Here is a 25,431-nt window from a genome sequence, read left to right as displayed (position 1 = left end):
CCATGCCGTCAACGGTCACTTCCATGACAGTGCTTAATCCTATTAACCTTTGCGTATCTCTGCCAGTCTGCAAAGAATGATAAAGCTAAAACGATATCAAGTGATTACCCATCAAACTGTATAAAAAACCGCTACCGCAAAATAGCAGATTCCTATAGCATCATTTATACCAATTGACATGGATGTGGCAGCGACCAAGTCCAACAAGCGATTTATGCCCTGCAAACAGTGCAGCACATAAATACTAAGGCGTTGAAGCGCCATTAAAATAGGGATGTGCTAAATGGATAAAAAAGTACAAGGTTCTTGGTTAATTCACCACACAAATAAGCTGCAGAATGTAACTAATCAAGGTGAGTACCAGAATACTTTTGTTGCCGGAAAAGCTGGCATTTTGCTATCTGCAATATCAGAAACTAATCAAAGTGTTGTAACAAATGAAAGACTGCTTGTGTTAGCAAATGCATCAAATATCAATACAGCTTTTGAGCTTCCTAAACTACTCGATATTCTAAAAGATCAGGAGTTGATTGATGTAACAGGTAATGGTGTAGGAGTCTTGGGTATAACAACAATATCTGCTCTCCAACATACAGCAAATATCTTTGAATCACTTAACCCCAAAAGTATTGAGCTTTCAGCTATTGAACTAGCAGAAATCGCTTCAAATAAACCTGTAAGCAGCAGTGAGGTTTCGGAAGAACTTTCAGACACGTATAAGTTGGCGAGCAACGAAGTAAAACAGTTATTTTACGATTCTGAGAAAATTGGATTTATTGATGTCGAGCCCATAACTAAAAGTGAGAATTTGATCTTTAATGGTAACTTGTTTAGACGTGATTCTGCGATAAAAACTAAGAACGTATTAGATTCTTTAAACGTTCAAGAACGAACATCTCTTGTAGAACTAACTGATATTATGAAGAGAAATGCATGTGTATCATACGCTGATTCTGTGAGAATTTTGGGTGAACCTCTATTTAAAAAGGTAAATTCAATAGGTTTTTTTGACATAAATGTAGTGAGCAACACCCAAGAAGAAGTTGGCTATTTGACATTACCTTCAGCATTTTCAAAATACAGTAGCTCTATGGTTGATGATGCTTTCGATTTGGCTAAAGCATTTGTGGCTTCCCTGACTTATGGTATGACTAAAAGCCATTATGCACGGGGTCAAATTTCCATGATTGATCGCTTACTTGGAGCATTAATAGACGGCAGAGAAGTTGGTCCAGTAAGTGCTATTGGTCAAGACTATAAGATTTTAGAGTTAAAGGGAGTTGTTGCAATACGACATGGGTCGAAAGGTGGCCGCAGCGGTCCACTTATGAGACTCCTGAAAAAAGAAGTAGGAGAGTTGGCTTTGCAAGCTATAAGGCAAGGGGATGTTAGCGAGCAATCAATCCTATCATTGCCAGGTGCTGCAATTACTAAATTTAGAGGACCGGAAGCTAATCGCGAAATAATTAGGAGAGAGCAAATACAAAGAAGCCCATTTGAGACTAACGATATGATTAGTGCTTTAAGAACAGGAGGTCATTTCTAATGGCTGATAAATTACCTAAAGGCTTCGAAATGGAAGAGCAACTTAGAAATTACTTCCTACAATCCGGTTACTTTGTTGTACGTGGAGTTCCATTCGTTTATGAAGGTTTTGATGTAACCGATATTGATCTCTGGCTTTACAGTAGAGAGTCATCACTTACTAGAAGCATTACTATTGTCGATGTGAAGAATAAAAAAACACCACAAGCAATAGAAAGAATATTCTGGGCTAAAGGGTTGGCTAAGGCAGTTAAAGCAAATAAAGTAATTGTTGCTACAACGGATAAAAGAAAAGAAGTTAAAGATTTCGGTTTTGACTTAGATGTATTAGTTTTAGATGGAACGTTTTTATCCAAACTAACTAGATCTGAAGTTTTTTTGAATAATCGGCTCTCTGATGAAGAGTTTATATCTGAGATAGAAAAATACAGTCTTGGAAAAATTGACGGCGATTGGAAGGGGCAAATAGTTAAATGCAAGAGCCTGCTCTCTAAAGAGATTGGTTTCGATGAATGTAACCAATGGCTTGAAGTGTCTAGATTTTTTGCAGAGCAAATATTAACGAAACCAAGTCAGCTAAAAGTTGCTATTAGGTGTTTTTATTATTCGATATCATTATTTTGTATTGGTGTCGACTTTGTTCTAAAGGAGTTATCATTTTTAGATCATGACAATAGAGTGAGTAAGCTTGTTGAAGGCTTTACATTTGGAACAAAAGGAAGAAATGGAGTTGCCAAAATGTTATCTCTATCCTTGTCATTGGTCGAGCAATTTGCACCAGAAGGAAAAGCTATATCTTCGCAAGTCCGTACTAAGGTAATGGCTGATTTCGATTCTTTACCAACCAACATACTTGGCGAATACTTTTCTAAAGCAGAAGTTGGAAAAACAACTTTCTCATCAGCGAAAGAGCTAGAGAATTTGGCCATGAGTAGACTATTTAGAACTCACTCTGAGTCTTCCATTGAGGTAAGAAGTGTAGTTGGCTGTCTGTTGGATTGTTGGGGAATTAGTAGGAAAATGTTCACTGAGGCCGTGAGCGCTTAATAACAAATCAAAGCGCTTGGACGCTGCATAGCTTCTCCAAAAAAAAGAAAAGGACATCCACAACTCTTTAATGCTTTAAGTGACCAATCAGACAACTCAAAAATCGACGGAATACGCCATACCCTCGGAGTTGCCGCAGAGCAAGGGGCTTTCAACTCCGTTGGGGGCGTCATGGAGCATCCAAGGAGGATAGGACGAGCAGTCCTCCTTGGTCGGGGGTGGGGTGAAGCCCCACGACGTTGACTTTGATTAAATAATTCAAACAAGAGTTGGGACAAAATCCCGCTTGCCAAAAACCTACACGAGATTACGAATTTCAACAGATAGATCAGCAGCGAAGCTCTGCCTCAACCCTCATTCTCGATGAGAATAACTTTAGGTAGCGGCGGATCGCGGTTAGAATACTCACCCTGTTTTTCTTGGTTACTTTTTCGGAAACAATAATGTCCCATTCAGCGCTTAATTCTTTTGATGATTTTTACCAGCTTTTGGCTGACAGCTTGGCGAAGAATAGTCTGATCAAACTATTGTTGAGTAAGTACCGAGGGGCTGATAAAAGCCTGCAGCGCATTACGATTCGGCCGATCAGTTTGCAGAATGAACCTGTGCTGTCGTTTGTGTACCAACACCAGACAAATCACATCACTAAAAACCTGAGTTATGACGAAGGGTTAGCCAGCATAAAACTGTTACTCGGTAGCGATTTTAAAAGTGCCCACTTAGCTACGGCGCAGGCAGAAGTTCAGCTTGAGATCAGCAAAAAAGGCAAAGTCCAAATCAGCACACATAACGTTAAACAAGCTGTCGCGGCGCAGTTAGAACATGACCGTGAGAAAAAGCGTTTTGTGGATATCGAACGTCCCTTCCTGACCAAGCTAGGGGTGACGGACAGCCAACATAATCTTATCCCTGCGATGTCGCGTAAATGGAAGCAAATCAATAAATTTATTGAGGTTTTCAGTCAAGCACTCGAAGCCTCACCCCACAAGAATGACCAACCGATCAATGTGGTCGATTTTGGGTCAGGCAAAGGCTATCTCACCTTTGCAATCCATGATTACCTGCGCCACAGCCTTCACAATGATGCGCAGGTGACTGGGGTGGAATTACGCCAAGCCTTGGCCGATTTATGTAATGAAACGGCGGCAACGCTCGATCATCAAGGATTGTCGTTTGTCTGCGGCGATGTGAGAACCCATGCGCCTAAGCAAACCGATGTGATGATCGCCCTGCACGCCTGCGATATCGCCACTGACTATGCGATTCATTATGGTATTCGCGCCAATGCCGACATCATCATGTGCTCGCCTTGCTGCCATAAACAAATTCGACCGCAGATGCACAGCCCAGAATTGTTTAAACCTATGCTGCAATATGGGGTGCACATGGGCCAACAGGCTGAAATGGTGACGGATTCATTACGTGCGCTATTTTTGGAAGCCAACGGTTATGCGACTAAGGTGTTTGAATTTATCAGCCTAGAACATACCAATAAAAATAAGATGATTTTGGCCGTTAAAAAGCCACAAAATAATCAGAAAGACAGCGCCGCAATCCTCGCGCAAATTGCTGACATCAAAGCCTATTACGGGATCAAGGAACATTGCTTAGAAACCTTGCTCGCGCAAACCCAAGCCGATTAACGGCCGGCGGTTTGCCAGTAAAGCATTAAAACTTTGCGCTCATGACAATCCCGTTGAAATTGAGGCAATCTTTAATTCTTTGCTGCTGCACCGCGCTAAGGGTATCGATATCGTGGAAGGCAAACTCTGAATGTTCGTGGCTTAAGTGGATCGGCAATGGCTCACCTTCTGCCACATTTTTTGCCACCTCAGGCCCATCAGGCAACAACAGTTCACAACGAAAGATAAAAGCTTGGGATTGATAGGCACTGTGATAATACACGCCGCTCAAATAGTTAACCCGCACACTTAACCCCAATTCCTCTTGGCATTCGCGCACTAAAGCCTCGTGAATCGTTTCACCGGGCTCGAGTGCGCCGCCGGGCAAGCCCCAAGCAAAGTTACCGTAATTGGCCTTAAGCAACAGCACTTGTCCCTGCGCATTAGTGATAACCGCGTGGCTGCTCAATCTAAAGGTATCGTTAAAGGCCACTCAGTTATCCTTGCATTTCTGTTCGGTACGTATTTGAGATATCACACAAAATCACTTCGCCGCAAAGGTATTACAACTGGCGAGATTACCCGAATCAAACCCTGTCTTAAACCATTTCACCCGCTGCGCCGAACTGCCGTGGGTAAAAGCATCGGGCTGTACGGCGCGACCCGCCATCTTTTGCAGACGATCGTCACCCACAGCACTGGCGGCGGCAATACCTTCCGCTAAATCGCCCGCTTCAAGTAAGTTAAGTTGTTGATTGACATAATGCCCCCAAATACCTGCGTAGCAATCTGCTTGTAATTCAAGCGCGACACTCAATTGATTCGCCTGCACTTTACTGCCAGATTGCTGGGCTTGGCGCACCTTAGTGCTAGTGCCCAGCAGGTTTTGCACATGGTGGCCTACCTCGTGGGCAATCACATAGGCAAAGGCAAAATCACCGGGCGCGCCTAAGGTTTTAAGCTCATCAAGAAAGCTAAGATCGATATACACCTTGCTATCGGCGGGGCAATAGAAAGGCCCAGACTGCGCCTGTCCCATACCGCAGCCAGTGGAGGTCATATTGCGATAAAGCACTAACTTCGGCTCTCGATATTGCCCTTTGAGTAACTGGCCCCAAACGGTTTCTGTGGTGCCTAAAATGGCCGCCACAAACTGGGCATTCTCATCCTGTACCGCGGTCGTTGAGCTAGATTGGGATTGGCTAAGATGAGCTTGAGTATTCGGGTCGAGTGACAGACCACCGGTAAAATACTGAAAAGCAATATAAATGCCGCCGATGAGCAACACCACACGACCAAGTTTAGTTCTCAGCAAAAAGGGCAAGAACCTGAGTAACAAGGCACTCGGCACACCCGCAGATGCCATTTGCTGGCCGCGTCTGTCTTCGATATTGGAGCTTCTATCAGTGTCACGCCAGCGCATCGCATTCCTTCACTCTGTAGTTAAAACTTTCATTAAACCGCTATTAAAGTCGCTTAGATGCAAAACTCTGATTTCGTATTTGCACTCTAGCGCCTAGTGGTTAAGAGCCTAGTGATTAAGTGTCCAGTGGTTATTTCGCTTGTGTATCGCTTGTGGGCGCGTCTTTCAGTGAGCGTAAAAACAACCCTAAACCACCAAAGGCCAAAACGAGGATCACGATAAGTTCAAAGGCCGACATAGATTTAAAGTGGAATTGAATCGAGCTGATAACCCCCACAACCAAGGCCGTAAGCGAACCTAAACTCAACAGCCAAGCTAACTTACTCTTAGCGTCAAAAAACACCATCACAATACCGATAATAAACGGTAGCATCACCATGCCTGTGGTAATCGACATGCCTTGCCCAAAGGCATTCACTCGATATAAGCCATAGCCCAGTCCAAAACTAGAGCTCACCTGTATTGCATTGAACAATAAATAAAATCCGCCACACATCATGGCAAGACCCATAAAAAATTGTCCCGTCCCGCCCTGTGTTCCGCCCGCACCTTTCATAGATATCCTTTCTACATTAACGATTTTTGAGTGGCTTGTTCTATGGCCATTTTCAGCCGTTGATTTTCTTCTAATGCTTTTAGTTTTTCATACAAATAAAGGTTTTTATCCACCTCAGCAACACAGCGCTGTTTATCTCGCATAGGCTCATAAGATTCAACACAGGTTCTTGCACCACAGACTCATTCGGTGCATGCAGATGTCAGCACAGTAAAGAACAAGAGCAGCATAATCAAAGGGAATTTCACCATCAAGCACGCCTCAGTGAATGACAAAAATAACACACCTTATTCATAGGTAACGCCCATATTGTCAATCACACATTTTTGCTAAGTGATATCAAGCTTATTCAGGCCCCATGTTGACATAAATTACGCTAAGGCCAACACTCAATGATGAATTTTTATACGCATGAACGACGACACTAAAGTGGATTAAATACACAGTGGCTAAAATAAGGATGCTGCAACGACTCCAATATAAGCCCTACCGTTAACATAAGGAATGCCTTTGAATACGCTATTAATAGGAAAAGGTGAACAACAGGTTCACTTAAATCTTAAGTATGCCAATCGCCATGGGTTAATTGCCGGTGCCACAGGGACAGGCAAAACCGTGTCGCTGATGAGTATTGCCGAAGGTTTTTCACGCCAAGGCGTACCAGTTTTTATCACAGACGTTAAAGGCGATATCTCGGGTCTAGCGATGGCCGGCACTCCGAGTGAAAAGCTATTACAAAGGGCAACTCAAATTGGCATTGAGGATTATCACAACGAAGCCAATCCTGTGGTGTTATGGGATTTAGCGGGCGTTCAAGGCCATCCACTGCGTACCACCATCAGCGAAATGGGCCCAACCTTACTCGGCCGAATTTTAGAATTGAATGACACCCAGAGCGGTATTTTAGACATAGTCTTTCAACTAGCGGACGACCAAGGATTATTACTGCTCGACTTAGATGATCTGCGGGCCATGCTGGCCTTAGTTGCCGAGGAACGCAAAGAAATCTCCGCCAAATATGGTTTAATCAGCGCCCAATCCCTCGCAGCAATTCAACGTTCGGTACTAGGATTAGAGCGCGATGGTGGCAAAGACTTTTTTGGTGAACCCGCGTTACAGCTTGAAGATTTAATGCGCACTAATTTGCAAGGGCGCGGCATTATCAATTTATTAGCAGCAAACAAACTGATTTTAACTCCCCGTTTATATTCAAGTTTTTTACTCTGGCTACTCTCAGAATTATTTGAGAATCTGCCCGAAGTCGGCGATCCCGAAAAACCTAAGCTAGTGTTTTTTATCGATGAGGCGCATTTACTCTTTGAGGGTTGCCCACCGAGTTTATTAAAACGCGTCGAACAGATCATGCGCCTAATTCGCTCAAAAGGCGTAGGCGTTTATTTTTGCTCGCAATTTCCTGATGATGTCCCAAACGAAATTCTCGGACAATTAGGCAATCGTATTCAACATGCCCTGCGAGCTTACACGCCAAGGGATCAAAAGGCCGTTAAAACCGCCGCAGAAACCTTTGTGCCTAACCCCAAACTGGTTGTTAGCGACGTCATATCCCAGCTCGCTGTAGGTGAAGCCTTAGTGTCTATGTTAGCCGACAAAGGCGTGCCAACTATGGTCGAGCGCGCGCTCATCGCACCGCCACGTTGCCGCATGGGACCCGCCACAAGTGAGGAGTTACAACAAGTCCGCGCCCAAAGCCCGATTGGAGGTAAATACGATCAGTTAATCAACCGCGAATCGGCCTACGAACGCCTTAACCAAAGACGAGTTGGTAACGCCACCAGCGACACCACATCCACAGCAAGTGATGTTCAAACGGGCCAAAAAGCCGAAGAACAAGGTTGGTTCAGTGAACTTATTTTTGGTAATAAGCGCCGTCAAGGGTTAGCTGAAACATTATCAAAACAAGCGGCACGCACGGTTGGAAGCCAATTAGGTAAACAAATTTTGCGCGGTATATTAGGTGGCATGTTAGGTAAATCGAGCAGACGTTAGGCATATGGTACTTAGTTAAGCCTCCAATTAGGGCCCACTAAAACCACAAACAATGACGAAAATAGAGGTACTGTGTCCTTGTTCGCATATTTCTTATACAGGTTAACGCTAGCATTAGCATTAATTATTCTAAGTGATAGATGGATCATGGTACGGAATTCGGTGATAAGATTATTTTGCTGTAATCGCTCATTGAGGCAAATAAATTCACAGATAATTATCAATGATTTTAGATATTTGTAATTTAAAATGTTGTAATTCGAGATAAAAATTTCGCTTCAATCAGGACGTCATGGAATAGGTTCAATTAAGTACGGCTTACATGATTAGCCTGATGAATAACCAAAGAGTACATGGAGTTTTATATGAGTAAAGAGCAAAAAAACCGTAAAGAATCGAAGAAACAACCGCTGATGTCTCCTAAAGAGAAAAGAGCAGCAAAACATGCGAAAAACGCAACTAAAGGTTTCTTAGATAACACTAAATAATGTCTTGTTATTAGGAGGTTTGTCCTCTAATAACACAAATAGGGTTAACTTAGGTTAGCCCTTTTTATTGCCCGCTTCATTGAACCAACCAAGTTTTACCTCACAATACAACCTTGCTCAAAACAGTCTCAGATCTCAGTTTTGTGATACAAAAGTAGCAGCTATCGACTATAGCCTAATTGACCTTTTTCAGGTTTTATGTAGTTATATTGAGCTGATTACGGTATTTACCGCTCGAAAGACCCTACATAACACTATAAAAAATAAGGATATTTCATAATGAAAATCAAAAAACGTTTTGTCGCCGTCGGCGCAGCAGTGACTCTCACACTCAGTGCTGCCGCTATGGCTGCTGCCCCCGCCTTTATCAACATTCTCACAGGCGGCACCAGTGGTGTGTATTACCCTATTGGCGTTGCGCTGTCGCAACTCTACGGCACCGGAATCGAAGGTTCTAAAACCTCAGTTCAAGCAACTAAAGCCTCAGTAGAAAACCTCAATTTATTGCAAGCGGGTCGTGGTGAATTAGCGTTCGCTTTAGGTGATTCAGTCGCAGCAGCATATCAAGGTGATATTGATGCAGGCTTTAAAACGCCGCTGGATAAAATCCGAGTACTTGCCTCGGCTTATCCTAACTACATTCAAATCGTCGCCAATAAAGAGTCTGGTATTAAAACCTTGGCCGATTTAAAGGGAAAACGTATCTCAGTGGGTGCCCCTAAATCAGGGACAGAACTCAATGCCAGATCGATTTTCAAGGCTGCGGGACTAAGTTACGAAGACATGGGGAAAGTCGAGTTTTTACCCTATGCCGAATCCGTTGAGCTAATCAAAAATCGTCAATTAGACGCCACTTTACAATCTTCCGGTCTCGGCATGGCTGCTATCCGTGACTTAGCTGCGACTATGGCAATCAACTTTGTTGAAATTCCAGAAGATGTGATCGCTAAGATTAACAATCCCGCCTATCAACATGGCGTGATCCCAGCATCGACCTATGAAGGCCAAACCACCGACGTTTCTACCGTCGCCATTCAAAATTTACTGGTGACTCAAAGCGGTGTATCGGATGATTTAGCCTATCAGATGACAAAACTCATGTTCGAGCACTTAGACCGACTCGGTAACGCGCACTCCGCCGCGAAGACCATCAGCGTAGATAAAGCGACGAAAAATCTGCCAATACCACTGCACCCAGGTGCAGAACGTTATTACAAAGAAGTTGGTGCACTCTAAGTTTTACTGATATCTGTGCATCCTATTCCAAACTAAGCAATTGAGATGCCGTTAAATAACGGCATCTCGTTTATATCATCTCTGTAGTCTAATGCTGTGAGGCATAATATGAGTGATCCCCAACAAGGTCTCAGCGCAAATACTGGCGATTGGCCCAAGGCTCTATTTTATACAGCCTTAATTTTTTCTATTTTTCAAATCATCACTGCCGCTTTTCATCCCGTCTCGACTCAAGTACTGCGTGCCACCCATGTGGGCTTTTTACTGTTAGTGGTTTTTTTAAGTTATCCCGCTAAAGGAAAATCTCAGCCTTGGCAGCCACTCGCTTGGCTACTCGGTCTAGCTGGCATGGCCACAGCGGCTTATCAGTGGTATTTCGAAGCCGACTTAATTCAACGTTCAGGCGATCTGACCGATGCGGATATAGTGATAGGTATCACTTTGATCGTATTAGTGTTTGAAGCAGCGCGCCGAGTCATGGGCTGGGCGCTACCTATCATCTGTAGCATCTTTTTGATGTATGGCTTATTTGGCCAATATTTACCCGGTGACTTAATGCACCGCGGCTATGGATTCGATCAGATCATCAATCAATTAGCCTTCGGTACCGAAGGGCTATACGGCACACCAACCTATGTGTCGGCGACGTATATATTCCTGTTTATTCTCTTCGGTTCCTTTTTAGAACAAGCCGGAATGATCCGTTTATTTACCGACTTTGCCATGGGATTATTTGGCCACAAGCTCGGCGGTCCTGCAAAAGTTGCGGTAGTGTCATCGGCATTGATGGGGACGATTACAGGATCAGGTGTTGCCAACGTGGTCACAACGGGCCAATTTACCATTCCACTCATGAAACGATTCGGTTATCGCCCAGCCTTCGCCGGCGGGGTAGAGGCAACATCGAGTATGGGCAGCCAAATCATGCCGCCGATCATGGGCGCAGTGGCCTTTATCATGGCCGAAACCATTAACGTCCCCTTTATCGAGATAGCCAAAGCGGCATTGATCCCTGCGCTACTTTATTTCTGCTCCGTATTTTGGATGGTGCATTTAGAAGCCAAACGCGCCAATCTATGTGGCCTGCCTAAAGATCAGTGCCCGAATCCATGGGCGGCAATTAAAGAGCGTTGGTATCTCCTTATCCCTTTGTTTATTTTAGTCTACTTGCTGTTTTCGGGTAGAACGCCGCTGTTCTCAGGCATGGTAGGACTCGCCCTCACATCGATAGTAATTTTAGGCTCAGCCATAGTACTGCGGCTTTCCTCAATGGCAATGCGCATTGCCTTTTGGATTGCCCTTGGCATCCTTTGCGCTGGCTTCTTCCAACTCGGGATCGGGGTCGTATTTGGGGTTATCGCCTTATTAGTCGCCATTTGTTGGTTTATTAAAGGCGGCAGAGATACTCTCACCATCTGCTTGCATGCACTGGTAGAAGGCGCCCGTCATGCCGTGCCTGTGGGTATCGCCTGTGCTTTAGTCGGTGTAATTATCGGCATAGTGTCACTGACAGGAATTGCCTCGACCTTCGCGAGCTATATTCTTGCCGTTGGCCAAGATAACTTGTTCTTATCACTCGTGTTAACTATGGTCACTTGCCTAGTGCTCGGCATGGGGATCCCCACAATCCCTAACTACATTATTACTAGCTCGATTGCCGCTCCCGCATTACTCGACCTCGGTGTGCCACTGATTGTGTCGCATATGTTTGTATTTTATTTCGGCATCATGGCCGATCTCACGCCTCCCGTTGCCTTAGCCTGTTTTGCCGCAGCACCAATCGCGAAGGAATCAGGCCTTAAGATCAGCCTTTGGGCAATCCGTATCGCCATTGCAGGTTTTGTGATCCCCTTTATGGCGGTTTACGATCCCGCTTTGATGCTTCAAGGTGATAGCTGGTTAGCCACTGGGTTTGTCTTGCTAAAAGCGACTGTGGGTATTGGTATTTGGGGCGTCATCTTTACCGGATATCTATTACAAAAACTCTACTGGTGGGAACGCGTTATCGGCTTCCTTGCGGGTGCGAGCTTAATTCTTGCTACGCCGTTGAGTGATGAAATTGGCTTTGGGCTCGCGCTGCTATTTATCGTGCAACACAGCTGGCGAGCACGCAAACTCAAACGTCTTGCAGAGCAAGGATAAGCCCTTGATATTATTGGTTATTAATCAGCCATTGAAGGTAAACAGATGCTAGGCCTGTGCTTAGGCCTAGCGGGCACACTGTGGGCACAAGTGCCCACAGACAACTTCACCTTGGCATGGAACCACAGCATAGAAAAAATTCGCTGGGAGGAAGACTATAACGTCACGCCACAAGGATTAGTGTTGGTCGAAGCAAGAGTGAAAGGTACGGGTGCTGGAATGGAAATCCCAGATGATGCCTATCTTAAAAATGGCAGCTGGCATTATCAGCCCAAGCTGCCCATTTTGCCTGTGTTGCGCTTAGGTCGCACGCCCGAAGCAGGGGATTTTGAACTTTGCTTCACTCAAATCTCAGGAAAAGTGCAATGCCAAGCCATGAGTCATTGGATTGGCGTACCCAACAAACAAACAGCCGCGGTTGAACTTTGGGGTTGCAACTCTTTGCCTTAAGCGCGTTTATCCATATATTTACGCTCAATTTCTATTAGGCGCCGATTAAAATCCTCAAGGTGTGCAAACATTTCGGCCTCAGCTTTCGCCCCATCTTTTGCGATAACCGCTTCGACAATGACATCATGCAAACCTAAAGGATGAATTTCATCAGTCGGTGGCTGAAACTTAGTCGTTTGATTACTTAATAAAACCAACAAGGATTTTACGATCGCTTCTAAAAAGCGATTTCCAGACATTTCAGCGAGCAAATAATGTACTTGAGATCGCAATATGACAGTTTCGGGATAAGCCAATGAGTCACTTTCATGACTATTCGCCTCTTGCAAAGCTTTAGCTTGCTCTGGAGTGCAATTTTTAGCAGCCATTCTAGCCACTTGCGGCTCAATCAGCATGCGTGCTTGACACAGTTCAGGAAGGGAAAGTTTCCCCATTAGAAATAAATCTTGGCAAGCATCACTTAAACGTTCAAAGGTTAAGTGCTTAACAAATGCGCCGCCTGTTGCACCTTGGCGAATCTCCACTAATCCACCCGCTTCGAGGCTTTTGATCGCCTCTCTCACCACAGTGCGACTAACTTGAAATAATTCTATTAATTCGCGCTCAGAGGGTAATTTATCGCCAGCCTTATATTCGCCGTCTAAAATAGCATTTTTCAGTTGCTGCCCGACTTCACTCGATGCTCTTATCTGCTTAATTGGCTTGAAGATATGCACTTGATTATCCCAAATATGCTTAGTGTCGCCATACTAGCATAAAACCGCATTAACGCAGAAAAAGTACTCTCATCTTTCCTACATTAGTGATTAAAAAACATTCATCTTTGTTGATCCAAGTAACATCTGTGCGAATTTCGTAACTAGTTTCTCATATTCATCTTAACTTCGTTGTCGGCATTAGTCATACGTCATACATTTAACCTAAGAATGTTAAACATAATTTCTTTAACTAGCTCAGACAATTCTGATCAGGGCTTACTAATAATAGGGAAGATGATGATGAAAAAATCTTATTTATCTTTGCTTGTGCTATCTACGCTAGCGATTCCAGCTACAGCAGATACCAGCATTGATCAAATGTTTAGCCAAGGTACGTTAAAAGGGGAATTACGCTTATTCGATTTTACCCGTGACTTTGATAATACGACGAACACTAAACACGATACGTCATTTGGCGGACTGTTTTATTACAATACCGCAAAAGTGAATGGCCTCAGTTTTGGGACCAGCTTCGCATCTGCAAATCCCATTTGGACCAATGATTCAGATGATGTCTACGGCCTAGTTGCTCGCGATGCCGCTGGCGATCATGACAACGTCAACCGTTTACAGGAGTATTTTGTCCAAGGTAATTGGTGGGATACTCAATTCAAATTAGGTGCACAAGAACTGCGCACACCAATGATGAATCCCCATGACATTCGTGCGATCCCACGAACTTTTCGCGGCTTTTCAGCAGAAAATAAGAGTGTTGATAATCTAACGTTATCAGCACTCTATATTACAGATTCCATGGGGTGGTCTGACAATAGCTTCGTATCCGTAAAAGAGGCGGTACAAAGCGAATTAGCAAGAGCGGGTATTGTGGCAGATGTTGCCGATAACCCAGTTTATGCCCTAGGTGCTAAATATCAATTGCCCTTTAAGACAGTCCAAACTGAAGCCCATCTTTGGCACTACAGCATGGAAGATGTTTTCAATCAAACCTATGCCAAAGTGAAATTAGCCGCTGATGTTGGTCCAACGAATTTGTACTTAACACCTTCCTATTTAACTCAACAGGCAATAGGTGAAGAAACCGGCGGCCCACTCGATACCTATCAATATGGCTTCCATCTAGGCGCCAAATTGGCGGGGGCAGATCTCACTTATATGTACGCCAAAACCGGGGATGACACAGTGCTGACCCCATGGGGCGATGAAAAAGTGGTCATTCAACAGGTATATCAATCTGCACGGGCGAATGAAGAGGTCAACGCGTTAAAGCTGGCCTATGACTTTGAAAAATTAGGGGCGAGTGGATTAGAAGCCTATGCCTTCTATGGGCAGTACGATGTGCCAGAGGGGACTGCGTCAGATTTTAATGAAACAAACTTTTCAATCGCCTATAAATTTTCAGGCATGTTATCGGGCCTAGGTCTTAAGGCGCGTTATGCCATGGTCGATTTTGATCAAGCTGAAGATCTTGACGATCTGCGTTTATATGTCACTTATAAATTTGCCTTAGGTAAATAGTTCATCAGTTTTAACTCCCCTGCACCAAAACTTATATGGGTGTATCAGCCTTGTTCGATACACCCAATTTTTGTACCGCAAAATTACCCATACCCAACTAAAAGTTGCGGTAAACACTTTGACTTAAGGATTGAGATTAAATGGAAACAAAGAATTTCTTACTTATTCCAGCCGTTGCTATGTCATGTTTTTTATTTAGCGGATGTGGAAATAACGATAACGCCGAAACCCCATTACCACAGTTAGCCTCGGCCACACCCGCCACACTGAATCTATGTAGTGAAATTGCTTCACAATATAATTTCAAAAATACTGTGATAACGAACTCACAAATTATTGCGGCTGGCAATGTTGAATATAGCGCTACTGAACGTTACCGAGCACCAGAACATTGTTTAGTGACGGGTTATATGAATGAAAGGATGGGAACTGGCATTGCGGGAGAAACCCGCTATGCGATCGGCTTTGAAATGCGTTTACCCACTAACTGGAATGGTCGATTCTATTATCAAGCCAATGGCGGCCTCGACGGTTCGATCGCTAAGGCGGTTGGCCGCTTAGTGTTTTCCGCAGGCCCAGATTCTGCCGCCCTCAATGAAGGGTTCGCTGTGATAAGTTCTGATATGGGGCATCCAGCACCAATCCCTTTCTTTGGTTTAGATCCTCAAGCAAGGCTTGACTATGGTTACAATGCTGTGGCCGAATTAACGCCAATGGCGAAAGCTTTAATAGAAAAAGCATATGGTAAGCAACCTGATAGATCATATTTTGCCGGTTGTTCTAACGGTGGTAGACACACTATGGTCGCGGCCAGTCGTTTTGCCGATATGTACGATGGCTTTCTAGTAGGCAACCCTGGATTTAACTTACCTAAAGCTGCAGTAGCGCAAATGTATGGTGTTCAAGAGTATTCAAAGCTGGTTGAATTTGATGGTCCTGATATTTTAGCCACACTACAAACCGCCATTACCCCTGAAGAATTCTCCCTCGTTTCCCAAAAAGTCCTCGAGCAGTGTGATGCCCTTGACGGTGTGAGCGATGGCATTATTACCGACACCTATTCCTGTCAAAAGACCTTTGACCTTGAACGTGATGTTCCAACCTGTTCAAGTGACAGAGATAATACCTGCTTAACAGCAGAGCAAAAGCAGGTACTCGGCAATATCATGGCAGGGCCCCATAACAGCAAGACAGGTGAAGCCATTTATACTGACTTCCCATACGATGCGGGTATCGGCGCATCTGGTTGGGCTTCCTGGGAATATAACATGGCGCTCAATCGAGACCCTGGTGCCGTTGGTTTTATTTTTAGTTCGCCACCAACCCCCTTTAATGGTGCAACTGAACAATCCAGTTTGGAATTTGTGCAATCATTTAGCATGGATGAGGATACCCAACGGATCTATGCCACGGATTCGATTTACTCCGAATCGGGTATAGACTTTATGACACCGCCCCAGCCAACGGATCTTTCGGTCATAAAAAATCGCGGCGCTAAGATGATGTTGTTCCATGGAACATCTGACCCCGTATTTTCAGCCAATGATACAGTGAACTGGTATAACGAATTAGCCGAGGCCAATGCTGGGCACGCAGAAACCTTCGCCCGTTTATTCCTTATCCCTGGGATGAATCATTGCGGCAGCGGTCCTACCACAGATAAATTTAACATGATCCGCGCATTGGTTGACTGGGTTGAAAAAGGAGTCGAACCCCAAAACATCACGGCTTCAGTCCGCCCTGAAAATGCCGAATTACCCAGTGATTGGTCAAAAAGCAGAACTCGGGTCCTCTGCCCATACCCCCAATTCGCAAAATATAATGGCATAGGCAATATTGAAGATGCCGCCAATTTTACCTGTGTAACACCTAAATAATCCCTAGGGCATTAAAGCCCAAAGGCCACCTCAATATTGTTGAGGTGGCCTACCTCAAATCATGTTTATTTATAAATAGTCCCTATTTGTTAACTACTTAAACATGCATAAAATCAGACGCTCATATTTCCCGCGTCGCCAAACTTATTCATTCAATAAAGTCCTATATTAGATTGTTTTAAAAAGAATAATCACATTCATCGCTCAAAATGCCAGCATTTTGTGAAGCACTGCAAAGATGTAATTAATACCTCTTTTGGTTTATTGTCATATGTCATACATTTAAACGTATGTTGTTAATGAATGAGAATTTAATCACTTTCACGCAACTGCACTTCTAGTTTTTAAAGCAAACAAATCACATGCGGTTATGGCCAGATCCATTGTCGTTGCTAACGATGTCATATCGACCTTAGCAATGAGGACCCAAGGAGTATCAAAATGAGTAAAGAGCATTCACAGAAACCGAAAGAAATCGATCAATACACTGCTAGCGTGCTTCAGAATGGTATATCTCGAAGAAGTTTCCTAACTCGAGCTGCAGTGGGAAGTGGTGGCTTAGCCTTTGCAAGTCTTGGTATTGCTTCAGCGAGTGCTGCACCACTTCAAGTTGGCACTGAATATGGCGAAATTGGCGGCGCAACGCTCAATTTTCTACCTAAGCCAAAACCTATTGCTGATAAAGATATTGCAACAACCCAAACCTTTGATGTCGTCGTCGTCGGTGCTGGAGCCTCTGGTGTGCCTGCGGCTCTATCCGCCAGAGAAAGTGGTGCAACCGTTGCGTGTTTACAAAAGCAAGCCATTCCAGTCTCTCAAGGAAACACTGGTTCAGGGATTGACCTGAAAAACAGTGATAAATCAGCAATTGAAGCTTTAGTTAGCCGTTTAATGGCGGATAACGCGCACCGTTCACATCCCGGTCTTCTTAAGCAATGGGCTTACAATTCAGGTGAAGCTGTCACTTGGGTTATCGATAGAGTTAAACAAGGTGGCGGCCAGATTGTTGACCAAGGAACTAAAGTGCAGCACGGTATTCGCGGAATTGCTGATACTGATGACCGTTTAAATTTTATCACTTCTTTCTGCGGCCCTAAACCCTACACCACGGGTGATGCTATCCGCGCATTAGCTAAAACAGCGGAAAAAGCAGGCGTTAAGTTTTTCTTTAATACTCCTGCACAACAATTAATCCAGGATGAGTCAGGAAAAGTCATCGGCGTCATTGCTCAAACTCGTGATGGTAAGTACCACAAATACATGGCGAAGAAAGGTGTCATTCTGTCCTCTGGCGACTATCAAAATAACAAAGCCATGTGTGACTTCTTCATCCCCGAACTGAAAAACTTTGAACGTAAACAAATGGATCGTACCGGTGACGGTTTTGCTATGGCCTATTGGGCTGGCGGCGTTATTGAACCTGTTGGACATACCAAAATGTTGCACGACTTCGATGCCGGCCCGGCTTCCATGTGTGACATGCCATTCTTAGCGGTAAACCGTAAAGGTGAGCGCTTTGTGAATGAGAAGGTTGAGATGTCTCTAATGAATAACTACTTGAAAGATGAGCAGAATGCGGGGCATTACTCACAAGTATTTGATTCTGACTATATGACGCAAGCGAAGGATTGGCCTGGCCACCTCTATTCTCCTGAAGAGCTTAAAGTTTATATGCCTGAAGTTCCTGATGAGAAAACAGGAGTATTTCCCTCTTTGATCAACACCCATTCAGCTAACACATTAGAAGAATTGGCTGTGAAGTTAGAGTGCGATCCAAAAACCTTTGTTGCCAGCGTTAACCGTTATAACGAGCTGTGCAAAAAAGGTAAAGATGAGGACTTCGGTAAACCTAGAAGCAAAATGGTACCAGTGCTCAAACCACCGTTTTACGGTATTCACCGTCGTATGCGTATTTCTACTTTATGTTCAGGAATTCTCGTTAACGACAACCACCAAGTACTTGATGCCGATGGTAAGGAAATTCCAGGTTTATTCATTGTTGGTAACCTAGGAGCAGGTTTCTACGGTGGCGTTGACTACCCATTAACGGTATTTGGCTTGTCTTTAGGTCGCTGCTACACCTTCGGCTATTTAGCTGGCAAATATGTAGCAAAGCTATAGAACACATAGTCATCAATAATGGATGCCTCACATTTTGGCATCCTGTGAAATGAATAATGGGATCAAACAATGAAAAACTTAACAATTATATTGGCTATTATTTTGGGTATTTTCGCTGGCAGCGCGTTCGCTAAAGAGAGTACTTTACTCGATCAAACTCATATGGCGAAAGGCCTTAAATGTGCAAGCTGCCATGGTGCAGAAGAACGACAAGCAGTCCCTATGCTCAAGTGTGTACAATGCCACAACACTAAGAAATTAGCGGAAAAAACGGCGGATGTAAAACCAACCAATCCCCATAAAAATCGCCACTTCGACACCGAAACTGATTGCAGTAAGTGCCACCATGTACACAAAAAATCTGAAAACTATTGTGTCAGTTGCCATCAACCATTTAATTTTGTAACTCCATAAGCTGATGACACTACGCTTAAAAAGCTAAAAAACAAAAAACCACCATTAAAGGTGGTTTTTTGTTCGAATAAGGCACTGTAATCAAATCTAAATTAAGTATTACTAAGATCAGCAGGCTTGGAACATTATTCCGACGACTGATAAAAACAATATCCATGCTTTCCTTGGTGTTTCACGCGATACATGGCGGCATCCGCGCGATCACAACTCTCGGCAAAACTATCACCAGAGCCAAATATATCAATACCGATACTCAGGCCTACCTCCACTTCACAACCTTCTAGCAGGAATTTATCTCGATAAACATCGAGCAATGATTGTGCGAGTGCCCCTAAAGATTCACGATCAAATGACGGCAGTAATATCACAAACTCGTCACCCCCTAACCGTGCGATATGCGCAAATTCACCTGCATGAGATACCAAAGTATGCGCAACGTGCATCAACAGGCTGTCACCAAACTTATGGCCGTGACGGTCATTTAACGCTTTAAAACCATCAAGGTCGATAAAAAATAACGCACCGCGAATACCTGGTTGCGAGGATTCATCGAATACTTTGGCAATAGCTTGGCGATTCATTAAGTTGGTGAGTGGATCACTGTGGGCTAAGCGGGCTAAATCTATTTCGTAGCGCTTTTCTTGAGTAATATCGATATGGCTGCCCATCATTCGCAATGGTGTTCCATCAGCTAAGCGCTCGACAATACGCCCACGATCGGACACCCAGGTTATACTGCCATCTTTGTGTAGCATTCTGTGAACTGCTTGATAGTAATCGGCTTGACCATTCACATGATCTTCAAAGGCTTTTATCACCCATTCTTTATCTTCGGGGTGTAATTTACTTTTCCAGATATCAACATGGGCAACAAACTCTTCAGGACTAAACCCGAGCATTTCACCCCAGCGCATGTTAAATATGGTTAAATTTCCGCTTGGAATATGCTGTTCCCATAGACATAAACCATTACCATCGAGGGCCGCAAAGAGTTTTTCTTCGGCACGATAATTCAACGCTGCTAAATGAGCGTTTTCACTTTTTAGCTGAGTGATCTCAGCCTGAAGTTGCGCAATTAACTCTGCTGCAGTATCCGAAGCCACGACAAATCTCTTTCCTTTAAGTGGGAAAATTGAGTCTAGTGTAAATCACCCTATGCCGAAGCAACATAGCGAGGAGTACAAGATGAGCCAGAATCATATTGGCTCAATCGAGCTTACACAGACTCTCGCAGTCCTGTCACGCTTAGTCGCGAGTCAGCACTTCGAGCAATTCGATCTCAAAGGTGAGATCAGAATTTGGTTTGATATGTGCCCCCACTTGACGCTCGCCATAGGCTAAATGAGCTGGGACTAACAACTTACGTTTGCCACCGACTTTCATCCCCATAATACCTTGATCCCAGCCTTTAATCACACGGCCAGTACCAATTACACATTGAAACGCCTGACCCCGATCATAGGATGAATCGAATTGGGTACCATCCTGCAAAAATCCACGATATTGGGTGGTGATTAGTGCGCCTTTTACCGCTTCTTTTCCTTCGCCCACTTGCAGATCGATTACTTCTAATTCAGTCATATCTTCATTCTCTTTTCTTGTTCGCACTTAGGGCGTGATATTCAACTTTGCGCAGGATTTTATCACCGAAGAGCGGGCTTGTCGGCGCAATCTAAACATTTCTGCAGCTCGGTTCACTTCTTTATCCTTAATAATAAGGTCATCATGGGCGATAACATCATCACTCGCTCTTTAAATTACTGTCGGTTAGCCCAATATATAAGTCATATAAACGTTTTATTTTGGAGCTTTGCCATGATTATTGCCTGCCCCCATTGCGATACGTTAAACCGCGTTCCCGATGAGCGTTTAAACCAACAACCCACTTGCGGTAAATGTAAGCTCAGTGTCTTTACGGCTGCGCCAATTGAACTCAATAGCGCAAACTTTGCCAACCATGCTAATAAATCAGAGCTTCCCCTTGTCGTTGACTTTTGGGCCAGCTGGTGTGGGCCCTGTAAAAGTTTTGCGCCAATATTTTCTGCAGCAGCTAAAACTTGGGAGCCTCAATTTCGCTTCGGTAAAATCAATACTGAAGAACAGCAAGCCCTCGCGGCTCAATTTAATATTCGATCTATTCCAACCTTAATGATTTTTAAACAAGGCCACATACTCACCCAGCAAGCCGGAGCTTTACCCTCCTCAGCGTTTAACCAATGGTTAAATGCCTATAAATAAGAGGATTGAGCTAAGATACAAACGCTCAGCCGAGCTAATTTTGTAAAGGTAACGAAAATTGAAAAAAGCAATGTTCTTACTGGGCGCAGTACTCTTGCTAGTGGTGACAGGATGGGGTTTACAACAACATCTCACAATTGATACTTGTCTCGACAAGGGAGGGACTTGGAACGATGAAACTCAGCAATGCATTCGCCCATTCGAGCAAGGGATCGCCTTTACTCGCAGTGATCATAATTCTGCCGAGCCGCAGACAGCTTATGTTTATCTTTCAGAGAATTTACAGCAAGCAGAAGTGTTTTTTGCCATGACAGATAAGCCTATTATTTTACAAGCCGTTACTGTCACTGAAGGCGATACCACTCCCGTATTATATAAAAATGATATTGAACAGATTGATATCATCAACGTAAAAGAAATCTTTTATCTACGTTATCAACATCAAGCAATTTATAGCGCAAATACTTTTAGTCGCAACTTAACCTCAAATTAAGTGCAAAACATAAGCATAGAGTAAGCTTCGAAACACTAAGCCCAAAAACTCGGTACAACGACTCTGCTACAAACAAAATGCGTATCCGCCCTATGCTCTTCATAAGGCGAATACTATTATAGCGGCAACGTTAAAACACAAAGTTTCCATGAACTATATCAGTGTTAAATATCCCAGAAGGTATGGGCGATAATACCCAAGACTATCATACTGATAAAGTTGATGATCATACCCACTCGCACCATTTCCGATTGCTTGATATGGCCAGAACCATAAACGATAGCATTGGGCGGTGTCGCCACCGGCAGCATAAAGGCGCAAGAAGCTGCAATACCAATCAGCACAGATAACATTACAGGCGATATGCCTAATGCCTCAGCAATCGCAGCAAATACAGGCACTAATAGTGCAGCGCTGGCGGTGTTACTGGCAAATTCAGTCAACATCACCACAAAAGCAATCACAGCAAAAACGAACAACGACATGTGAGTGCTACCGAAAATATCTGTCATCCAGTGAGCTAAAAATACGCTGGTGCCAGTCGTTTTTAGTACTGCGCTCAGTGTTAAACCACCACCAAACAATATGAGTACGCCCCAATCTGTGGTCGATTCAATTTTCTTCCAGCCGACCAAACCTAAGCCCGAGAGTAAAACGACGGCCCCTAAGGCGACTATGGTATCAAACTGAGTGATGCCACCTAATGCCTTGGCTAACGGCACACTGAAAATCCAGCAACATACGGTAGTCAGGAAGATAAGCAGAGTAAATTTCCCCTGAAATGTCAGCTTCTGAGCTTCAACATTCACATCGAATTTGGCAGAAAGATCAGGCTTAAAATACCAATACAAGGCAATCAACATCATAGGTAGCATGAGGATAACGGTTGGAATACCAAACTTCAGCCAATCACTAAAACTTAAGCCCACTTGAGCCGCAGCAATCGCATTCGGTGGGCTACCCACTAAAGTACCGATACCGCCTATGTTGGCCGAATAGGCAATACCAAGCAGAAGGAATACATAGGTGCTGTGGTATTTTTCGCGGTCGAGCTGCTGCAAAATCCCGAGTGCCAATGGCAACATCATCGCCGTGGTCGCGGTATTGCTGATCCACATAGATAGCAGCGCAGTTACTCCAAACAGCATCAAACAAGCGATACTGAGTTTGCCCTTAGAGGCTAGCAGCAGCTTTTGCGCTATGAGGGTATCAATCTTTTGATGGTGCAAGGCCGCAGCCAATACGAAACCACCAAAGAATAAGTAAATGATGGGATTGGCAAAGTTACTCATCGCCTCCTTGGTTTCAAACACCCCAAAGAATACGGCGAGTATAGGAACGAGAATCGCAGTGATACTGATGTGAATCGCTTCGGTCAGCCAAAGAATCGCTGCAAAGAACAAAATGGCCAGCCCAGTATTCACCCCTTGTTCGAAAGGTAAACCGTAATAAAGTGCAAATAACAGCACAATATCAGCCACTAGGATCAGCATTTTTTTCTTATCGAGCCCCTCGCTGACGGGAGCTTTATTAGGTGGAGCAGTACTTGAATCTGTTAAAGACATGGTTACAACCTTAATACCATTTTATTTTGACGCAAATTTAGGGCATAGATCACACTTGGCAAAGCGGTTTATTTTGTAATTTTATCACTTGGCAACAACATTTATTGCTGGGCTAGCACGCACAAACGGCCGATTAGCGACAATAATCACCAAATTCTGATCGACACCTTTGTTTTAAAATTTCAAACGGACAAAGATCGAACAAAACCTTGCCCACGTTGTAATTTAATTAATGTTTAAAACTGAGATATAGATCACGCCACACTTTCTACCAAGGTGATAATCAACTAATTAATCATACCTTCTGATCATTGGTAGGATTAGGTATTATTCCCCAAATTTGGCACAAAATTGAATGTGTGTAGCGCTAAATCGAATCTAGGTATCGTTGAATGTGCACTAAAACTGCGACGCAGTGAACAGCAAGCGACCAACACAAACGTATTGCAACAAGGCAACATAGAAAACCCAATATCTACATGAATAGTAAACACAAATATTATTCACCACCACAGTCAATCTAACTCACTTTACCCTGTCAGCGATCCAGCCTAAAGTCGCGACCGCAACCCCGCCTAGCGTATAATATTTGTCTGTTTTCGGAACCGCCGTGGAAAAAATTGCCTTAACTCAGTCGGCTCAAAAGCCCAGCCTTTTCGTCCCCGTAGCAGGGTTAAGTTTGTTTGCTTTGGCATCAGGCTACCTGATGAGCTTAATCCCACTGTCGCTCACTTTTTTCGAACTCAGCACCTCACTTGCTCCATTACTGGCCAGTATTTTTTATTTAGGTTTATTACTGGGGGCGCCTTGTATTGCTCCTGTTGTTGCCCGTATCGGCCACAGTAAAGCCTTTATCCTTTTTTTGAATATCCTTCTTTGCAGCGTTGTCGCTATGATATTAATCCCCAAAAGTGGAGTCTGGTTAGCCTCTCGACTTATAGCGGGATTTGCGGTTGCAGGAATTTTTGTGGTGGTTGAATCATGGCTATTAATGGCCGATACCCAAAAGCAACGCGCTAAGCGGCTTGGACTTTATATGACAGCGCTTTATGGAGGCACTGCCTTAGGACAATTAGCCATTGATTATTTAGGTACAAAGGGCAATCTACCTTACCTAGTGATCATGGGATTATTAGCCGCGGCAAGTTTACCCGCACTACTGGTAAAACGTGGTCAACCTCAGGTAAGCGAACAACAATCAATGTCATTGTCTGCGCTAAAAAACCTAAGTCAGCCTGCCATTATGGGATGTTTAGTCTCTGGATTATTGCTTGGCCCTATCTATGGTTTACTTCCCATCTATGTGGCACTGGATATGGGGCTTGATCAGCAAACAGGACAATTTATGGCCCTCATCATTGTAGGTGGCATGCTGGTACAACCTTTAGTCAGTTATTTATCTCCTCGAGTTAACAAAAGTGGCTTGATAGTAAGCTTTTGCCTACTGGGTGTCGCAGCATTATTGCTACTCACTCAGCATTCAAATATGACACTGATTATTGGATTTCTCTTGCTTGGCGCCAGCGCTTTTGCCCTTTACCCGATTGCAATCAGCTTAGCTTGTGACGACTTGCCTGCTAGCCAAATTGTTTCAGCGACTCAAGTGATGCTACTGAGCTATTCGGTGGGGTCAGTGATAGGCCCATTAGTGGCCAGCAGTTTTGGCCAAACGGAGTTCGGCTTACTCATTTATTTAGGAATATGCTGTATTCTGAGCAGTATTTACATTTTTGCTCAATTACTTATTAACACTAAGCCAAGTTTTTCCTCGCCTTAACAAGTCCCATAAAATACATTGCACTGCAACTCAATAAGCAGCCACTTAATGAACGATATGCTCATCGAGTGGCTCAAATAGAAAACATCTGCGGTCAAATCAACACAAAACGAACAGCAAGATGATCCACAAAGGTCATAATGTTAAAAATCAGTACGCTTAGTTTTAACATTCAGACAGAGCAGTTGCTTATCCT

At 43.9% G+C, this 25,431-nt stretch carries 22 protein-coding genes and 1 pseudogene; 15 read left to right on the top strand and 8 right to left on the bottom strand.

All coding sequences use genetic code 11. From position 1 onward, the window contains the following. Positions 1–283: 283 nt before the first annotated feature. The 3 genes from KFE26_RS02680 (at position 284) to KFE26_RS02670 (ending at position 4,235) form a co-directional block, all read left to right on the top strand. On the top strand, positions 284–1,546 hold the full coding sequence (locus KFE26_RS02680) for a hypothetical protein (protein ID WP_212599584.1): 1,263 nt from the start codon (positions 284–286) through the stop codon (positions 1,544–1,546). Then, a complete protein-coding gene (locus KFE26_RS02675) occupies positions 1,546–2,592 on the top strand; it encodes a hypothetical protein (protein ID WP_212599583.1) in 1,047 nt (348 codons plus the stop codon). Before KFE26_RS02680 ends, KFE26_RS02675 begins: the two co-directional genes overlap by 1 nt. 443 nt (positions 2,593–3,035) lie before the next feature. After that, positions 3,036–4,235, top strand: a complete 1,200-nt coding sequence (locus KFE26_RS02670; RefSeq protein WP_212599582.1) for an SAM-dependent methyltransferase — start codon at positions 3,036–3,038, stop codon at positions 4,233–4,235. Between the two features lie 25 nt (positions 4,236–4,260). Here KFE26_RS02670 and KFE26_RS02665 read toward each other — a convergent pair whose 3' ends face one another. From KFE26_RS02665 to KFE26_RS24295, 4 genes and pseudogenes are all read right to left on the bottom strand, one after another. After that, positions 4,261–4,707, bottom strand: a complete 447-nt coding sequence (locus KFE26_RS02665) for an NUDIX hydrolase (protein ID WP_173247816.1) — start codon at positions 4,705–4,707, stop codon at positions 4,261–4,263. A gap of 51 nt (positions 4,708–4,758) precedes the next feature. Then, positions 4,759–5,637: a neutral zinc metallopeptidase gene (locus KFE26_RS02660; protein ID WP_131524218.1), complete on the bottom strand. Its 879-nt coding sequence runs from the start codon at positions 5,635–5,637 to the stop codon at positions 4,759–4,761. Positions 5,638–5,767: 130 nt separating this feature from the next. Further along, a complete protein-coding gene (locus tag KFE26_RS02655; RefSeq protein ID WP_107949438.1) occupies positions 5,768–6,193 on the bottom strand; it encodes a hypothetical protein in 426 nt (141 codons plus the stop codon). 11 nt (positions 6,194–6,204) lie between these two features. Continuing rightward, positions 6,205–6,444: pseudogene (locus tag KFE26_RS24295) on the bottom strand (hypothetical protein). Positions 6,445–6,703: 259 nt separating this feature from the next. Between KFE26_RS24295 and KFE26_RS02650 the strand changes: the two are divergent. The 5 genes from KFE26_RS02650 (at position 6,704) to KFE26_RS02635 (ending at position 12,516) form a co-directional block, all read left to right on the top strand. Beyond that, positions 6,704–8,200: a helicase HerA-like domain-containing protein gene (locus tag KFE26_RS02650; RefSeq protein ID WP_212599581.1), complete on the top strand. Its 1,497-nt coding sequence runs from the start codon at positions 6,704–6,706 to the stop codon at positions 8,198–8,200. 365 nt (positions 8,201–8,565) lie between these two features. Then, positions 8,566–8,688: a hypothetical protein gene (locus tag KFE26_RS24165; protein WP_105250371.1), complete on the top strand. Its 123-nt coding sequence runs from the start codon at positions 8,566–8,568 to the stop codon at positions 8,686–8,688. Between the two features lie 279 nt (positions 8,689–8,967). After that, positions 8,968–9,924, top strand: coding sequence for a TAXI family TRAP transporter solute-binding subunit (locus tag KFE26_RS02645; RefSeq protein ID WP_105250372.1), 957 nt, complete (start codon positions 8,968–8,970; stop codon positions 9,922–9,924). 108 nt (positions 9,925–10,032) lie between these two features. Next, positions 10,033–12,066 carry a TRAP transporter permease gene (locus tag KFE26_RS02640; protein WP_113939235.1) on the top strand — a complete coding sequence of 678 codons (2,034 nt, stop codon included), beginning with the start codon at positions 10,033–10,035 and terminating at the stop codon, positions 12,064–12,066. A 45-nt stretch (positions 12,067–12,111) separates the two neighbouring features. Continuing rightward, positions 12,112–12,516, top strand: coding sequence for a DUF1850 domain-containing protein (locus KFE26_RS02635; RefSeq protein WP_105250374.1), 405 nt, complete (start codon positions 12,112–12,114; stop codon positions 12,514–12,516). On the opposite strand, the gene KFE26_RS02630 is transcribed toward KFE26_RS02635, so the two are convergent. Continuing rightward, complete coding sequence (locus tag KFE26_RS02630) at positions 12,513–13,232, bottom strand: FadR/GntR family transcriptional regulator (RefSeq protein ID WP_113939236.1); 720 nt, start codon at positions 13,230–13,232, stop codon at positions 12,513–12,515. The genes KFE26_RS02635 and KFE26_RS02630 overlap by 4 nt on opposite strands. Before the next feature lie 279 nt (positions 13,233–13,511). On the opposite strand from KFE26_RS02630, the gene KFE26_RS02625 reads away from it, so the two are divergent. The 4 genes from KFE26_RS02625 (at position 13,512) to KFE26_RS02610 (ending at position 19,162) form a co-directional block, all read left to right on the top strand. Next, complete coding sequence (locus KFE26_RS02625; RefSeq protein ID WP_212599580.1) at positions 13,512–14,750, top strand: OprD family outer membrane porin; 1,239 nt, start codon at positions 13,512–13,514, stop codon at positions 14,748–14,750. A 140-nt stretch (positions 14,751–14,890) separates the two neighbouring features. Further along, the gene (locus KFE26_RS02620; protein ID WP_173496228.1) at positions 14,891–16,627 is read left to right on the top strand and encodes a tannase/feruloyl esterase family alpha/beta hydrolase; all 1,737 of its coding nucleotides are present in this window, start codon (positions 14,891–14,893) and stop codon (positions 16,625–16,627) included. A 441-nt stretch (positions 16,628–17,068) separates the two neighbouring features. Further along, a complete protein-coding gene (locus KFE26_RS02615) occupies positions 17,069–18,748 on the top strand; it encodes an FAD-binding protein (protein ID WP_212599579.1) in 1,680 nt (559 codons plus the stop codon). 69 nt (positions 18,749–18,817) lie between these two features. Then, complete coding sequence (locus KFE26_RS02610) at positions 18,818–19,162, top strand: cytochrome c3 family protein (protein WP_105250378.1); 345 nt, start codon at positions 18,818–18,820, stop codon at positions 19,160–19,162. 125 nt (positions 19,163–19,287) lie between these two features. On the opposite strand, the gene KFE26_RS02605 is transcribed toward KFE26_RS02610, so the two are convergent. Both KFE26_RS02605 and KFE26_RS02600 read right to left on the bottom strand, forming a co-directional pair. Then, on the bottom strand, positions 19,288–20,265 hold the full coding sequence (locus tag KFE26_RS02605) for a sensor domain-containing diguanylate cyclase (RefSeq protein WP_212599578.1): 978 nt from the start codon (positions 20,263–20,265) through the stop codon (positions 19,288–19,290). 142 nt (positions 20,266–20,407) lie between these two features. Beyond that, positions 20,408–20,743, bottom strand: coding sequence for an FKBP-type peptidyl-prolyl cis-trans isomerase (locus tag KFE26_RS02600; RefSeq protein ID WP_011845636.1), 336 nt, complete (start codon positions 20,741–20,743; stop codon positions 20,408–20,410). 234 nt (positions 20,744–20,977) lie between these two features. On the opposite strand from KFE26_RS02600, the gene trxC reads away from it, so the two are divergent. After that, positions 20,978–21,400, top strand: coding sequence for a thioredoxin TrxC (trxC, locus tag KFE26_RS02595; RefSeq protein WP_212599577.1), 423 nt, complete (start codon positions 20,978–20,980; stop codon positions 21,398–21,400). Positions 21,401–21,458: 58 nt separating this feature from the next. Continuing rightward, positions 21,459–21,893 (top strand): hypothetical protein, encoded by a 435-nt coding sequence (locus KFE26_RS02590; protein ID WP_212599576.1) that lies wholly within the window; start codon positions 21,459–21,461, stop codon positions 21,891–21,893. A 164-nt stretch (positions 21,894–22,057) separates the two neighbouring features. Here KFE26_RS02590 and KFE26_RS02585 read toward each other — a convergent pair whose 3' ends face one another. Then, positions 22,058–23,458, bottom strand: a complete 1,401-nt coding sequence (locus KFE26_RS02585; protein ID WP_168827785.1) for a DASS family sodium-coupled anion symporter — start codon at positions 23,456–23,458, stop codon at positions 22,058–22,060. 610 nt (positions 23,459–24,068) lie between these two features. Here KFE26_RS02585 and KFE26_RS02580 point away from each other — a divergent pair. After that, positions 24,069–25,235: an MFS transporter gene (locus KFE26_RS02580; RefSeq protein ID WP_173496227.1), complete on the top strand. Its 1,167-nt coding sequence runs from the start codon at positions 24,069–24,071 to the stop codon at positions 25,233–25,235. The last annotated feature ends 196 nt before the right edge of the window (positions 25,236–25,431 follow it).

It is taken from the genome of Shewanella sp. M16 (assembly GCF_018224605.1).
In the GTDB taxonomy this organism is placed as follows: domain Bacteria; phylum Pseudomonadota; class Gammaproteobacteria; order Enterobacterales; family Shewanellaceae; genus Shewanella; species Shewanella oncorhynchi.
This window is presented reverse-complemented; position numbering and strand designations above follow the sequence as displayed.

What these genes read in the sequence shown, in the direction of transcription:
- KFE26_RS02680 (WP_212599584.1), top strand. Translation starts at nt 284, where the DNA reads ATGGATAAAAAAGTACAAGGTTCTTGGTTAATTCACCACACAAATAAG.
- KFE26_RS02675 (WP_212599583.1), top strand. Translation starts at nt 1,546, where the DNA reads ATGGCTGATAAATTACCTAAAGGCTTCGAAATGGAAGAGCAACTTAGA.
- KFE26_RS02670 (WP_212599582.1), top strand. Translation starts at nt 3,036, where the DNA reads ATGTCCCATTCAGCGCTTAATTCTTTTGATGATTTTTACCAGCTTTTG.
- KFE26_RS02660 (WP_131524218.1), bottom strand. Translation starts at nt 5,637, where the DNA reads ATGCGCTGGCGTGACACTGATAGAAGCTCCAATATCGAAGACAGACGC.
- KFE26_RS02655 (WP_107949438.1), bottom strand. Translation starts at nt 6,193, where the DNA reads ATGAAAGGTGCGGGCGGAACACAGGGCGGGACGGGACAATTTTTTATG.
- KFE26_RS24165 (WP_105250371.1), top strand. Translation starts at nt 8,566, where the DNA reads ATGAGTAAAGAGCAAAAAAACCGTAAAGAATCGAAGAAACAACCGCTG.
- KFE26_RS02645 (WP_105250372.1), top strand. Translation starts at nt 8,968, where the DNA reads ATGAAAATCAAAAAACGTTTTGTCGCCGTCGGCGCAGCAGTGACTCTC.
- KFE26_RS02640 (WP_113939235.1), top strand. Translation starts at nt 10,033, where the DNA reads ATGAGTGATCCCCAACAAGGTCTCAGCGCAAATACTGGCGATTGGCCC.
- KFE26_RS02635 (WP_105250374.1), top strand. Translation starts at nt 12,112, where the DNA reads ATGCTAGGCCTGTGCTTAGGCCTAGCGGGCACACTGTGGGCACAAGTG.
- KFE26_RS02625 (WP_212599580.1), top strand. Translation starts at nt 13,512, where the DNA reads ATGATGAAAAAATCTTATTTATCTTTGCTTGTGCTATCTACGCTAGCG.
- KFE26_RS02620 (WP_173496228.1), top strand. Translation starts at nt 14,891, where the DNA reads ATGGAAACAAAGAATTTCTTACTTATTCCAGCCGTTGCTATGTCATGT.
- KFE26_RS02615 (WP_212599579.1), top strand. Translation starts at nt 17,069, where the DNA reads ATGAGTAAAGAGCATTCACAGAAACCGAAAGAAATCGATCAATACACT.
- KFE26_RS02610 (WP_105250378.1), top strand. Translation starts at nt 18,818, where the DNA reads ATGAAAAACTTAACAATTATATTGGCTATTATTTTGGGTATTTTCGCT.
- KFE26_RS02600 (WP_011845636.1), bottom strand. Translation starts at nt 20,743, where the DNA reads ATGACTGAATTAGAAGTAATCGATCTGCAAGTGGGCGAAGGAAAAGAA.
- trxC (WP_212599577.1), top strand. Translation starts at nt 20,978, where the DNA reads ATGATTATTGCCTGCCCCCATTGCGATACGTTAAACCGCGTTCCCGAT.
- KFE26_RS02585 (WP_168827785.1), bottom strand. Translation starts at nt 23,458, where the DNA reads ATGTCTTTAACAGATTCAAGTACTGCTCCACCTAATAAAGCTCCCGTC.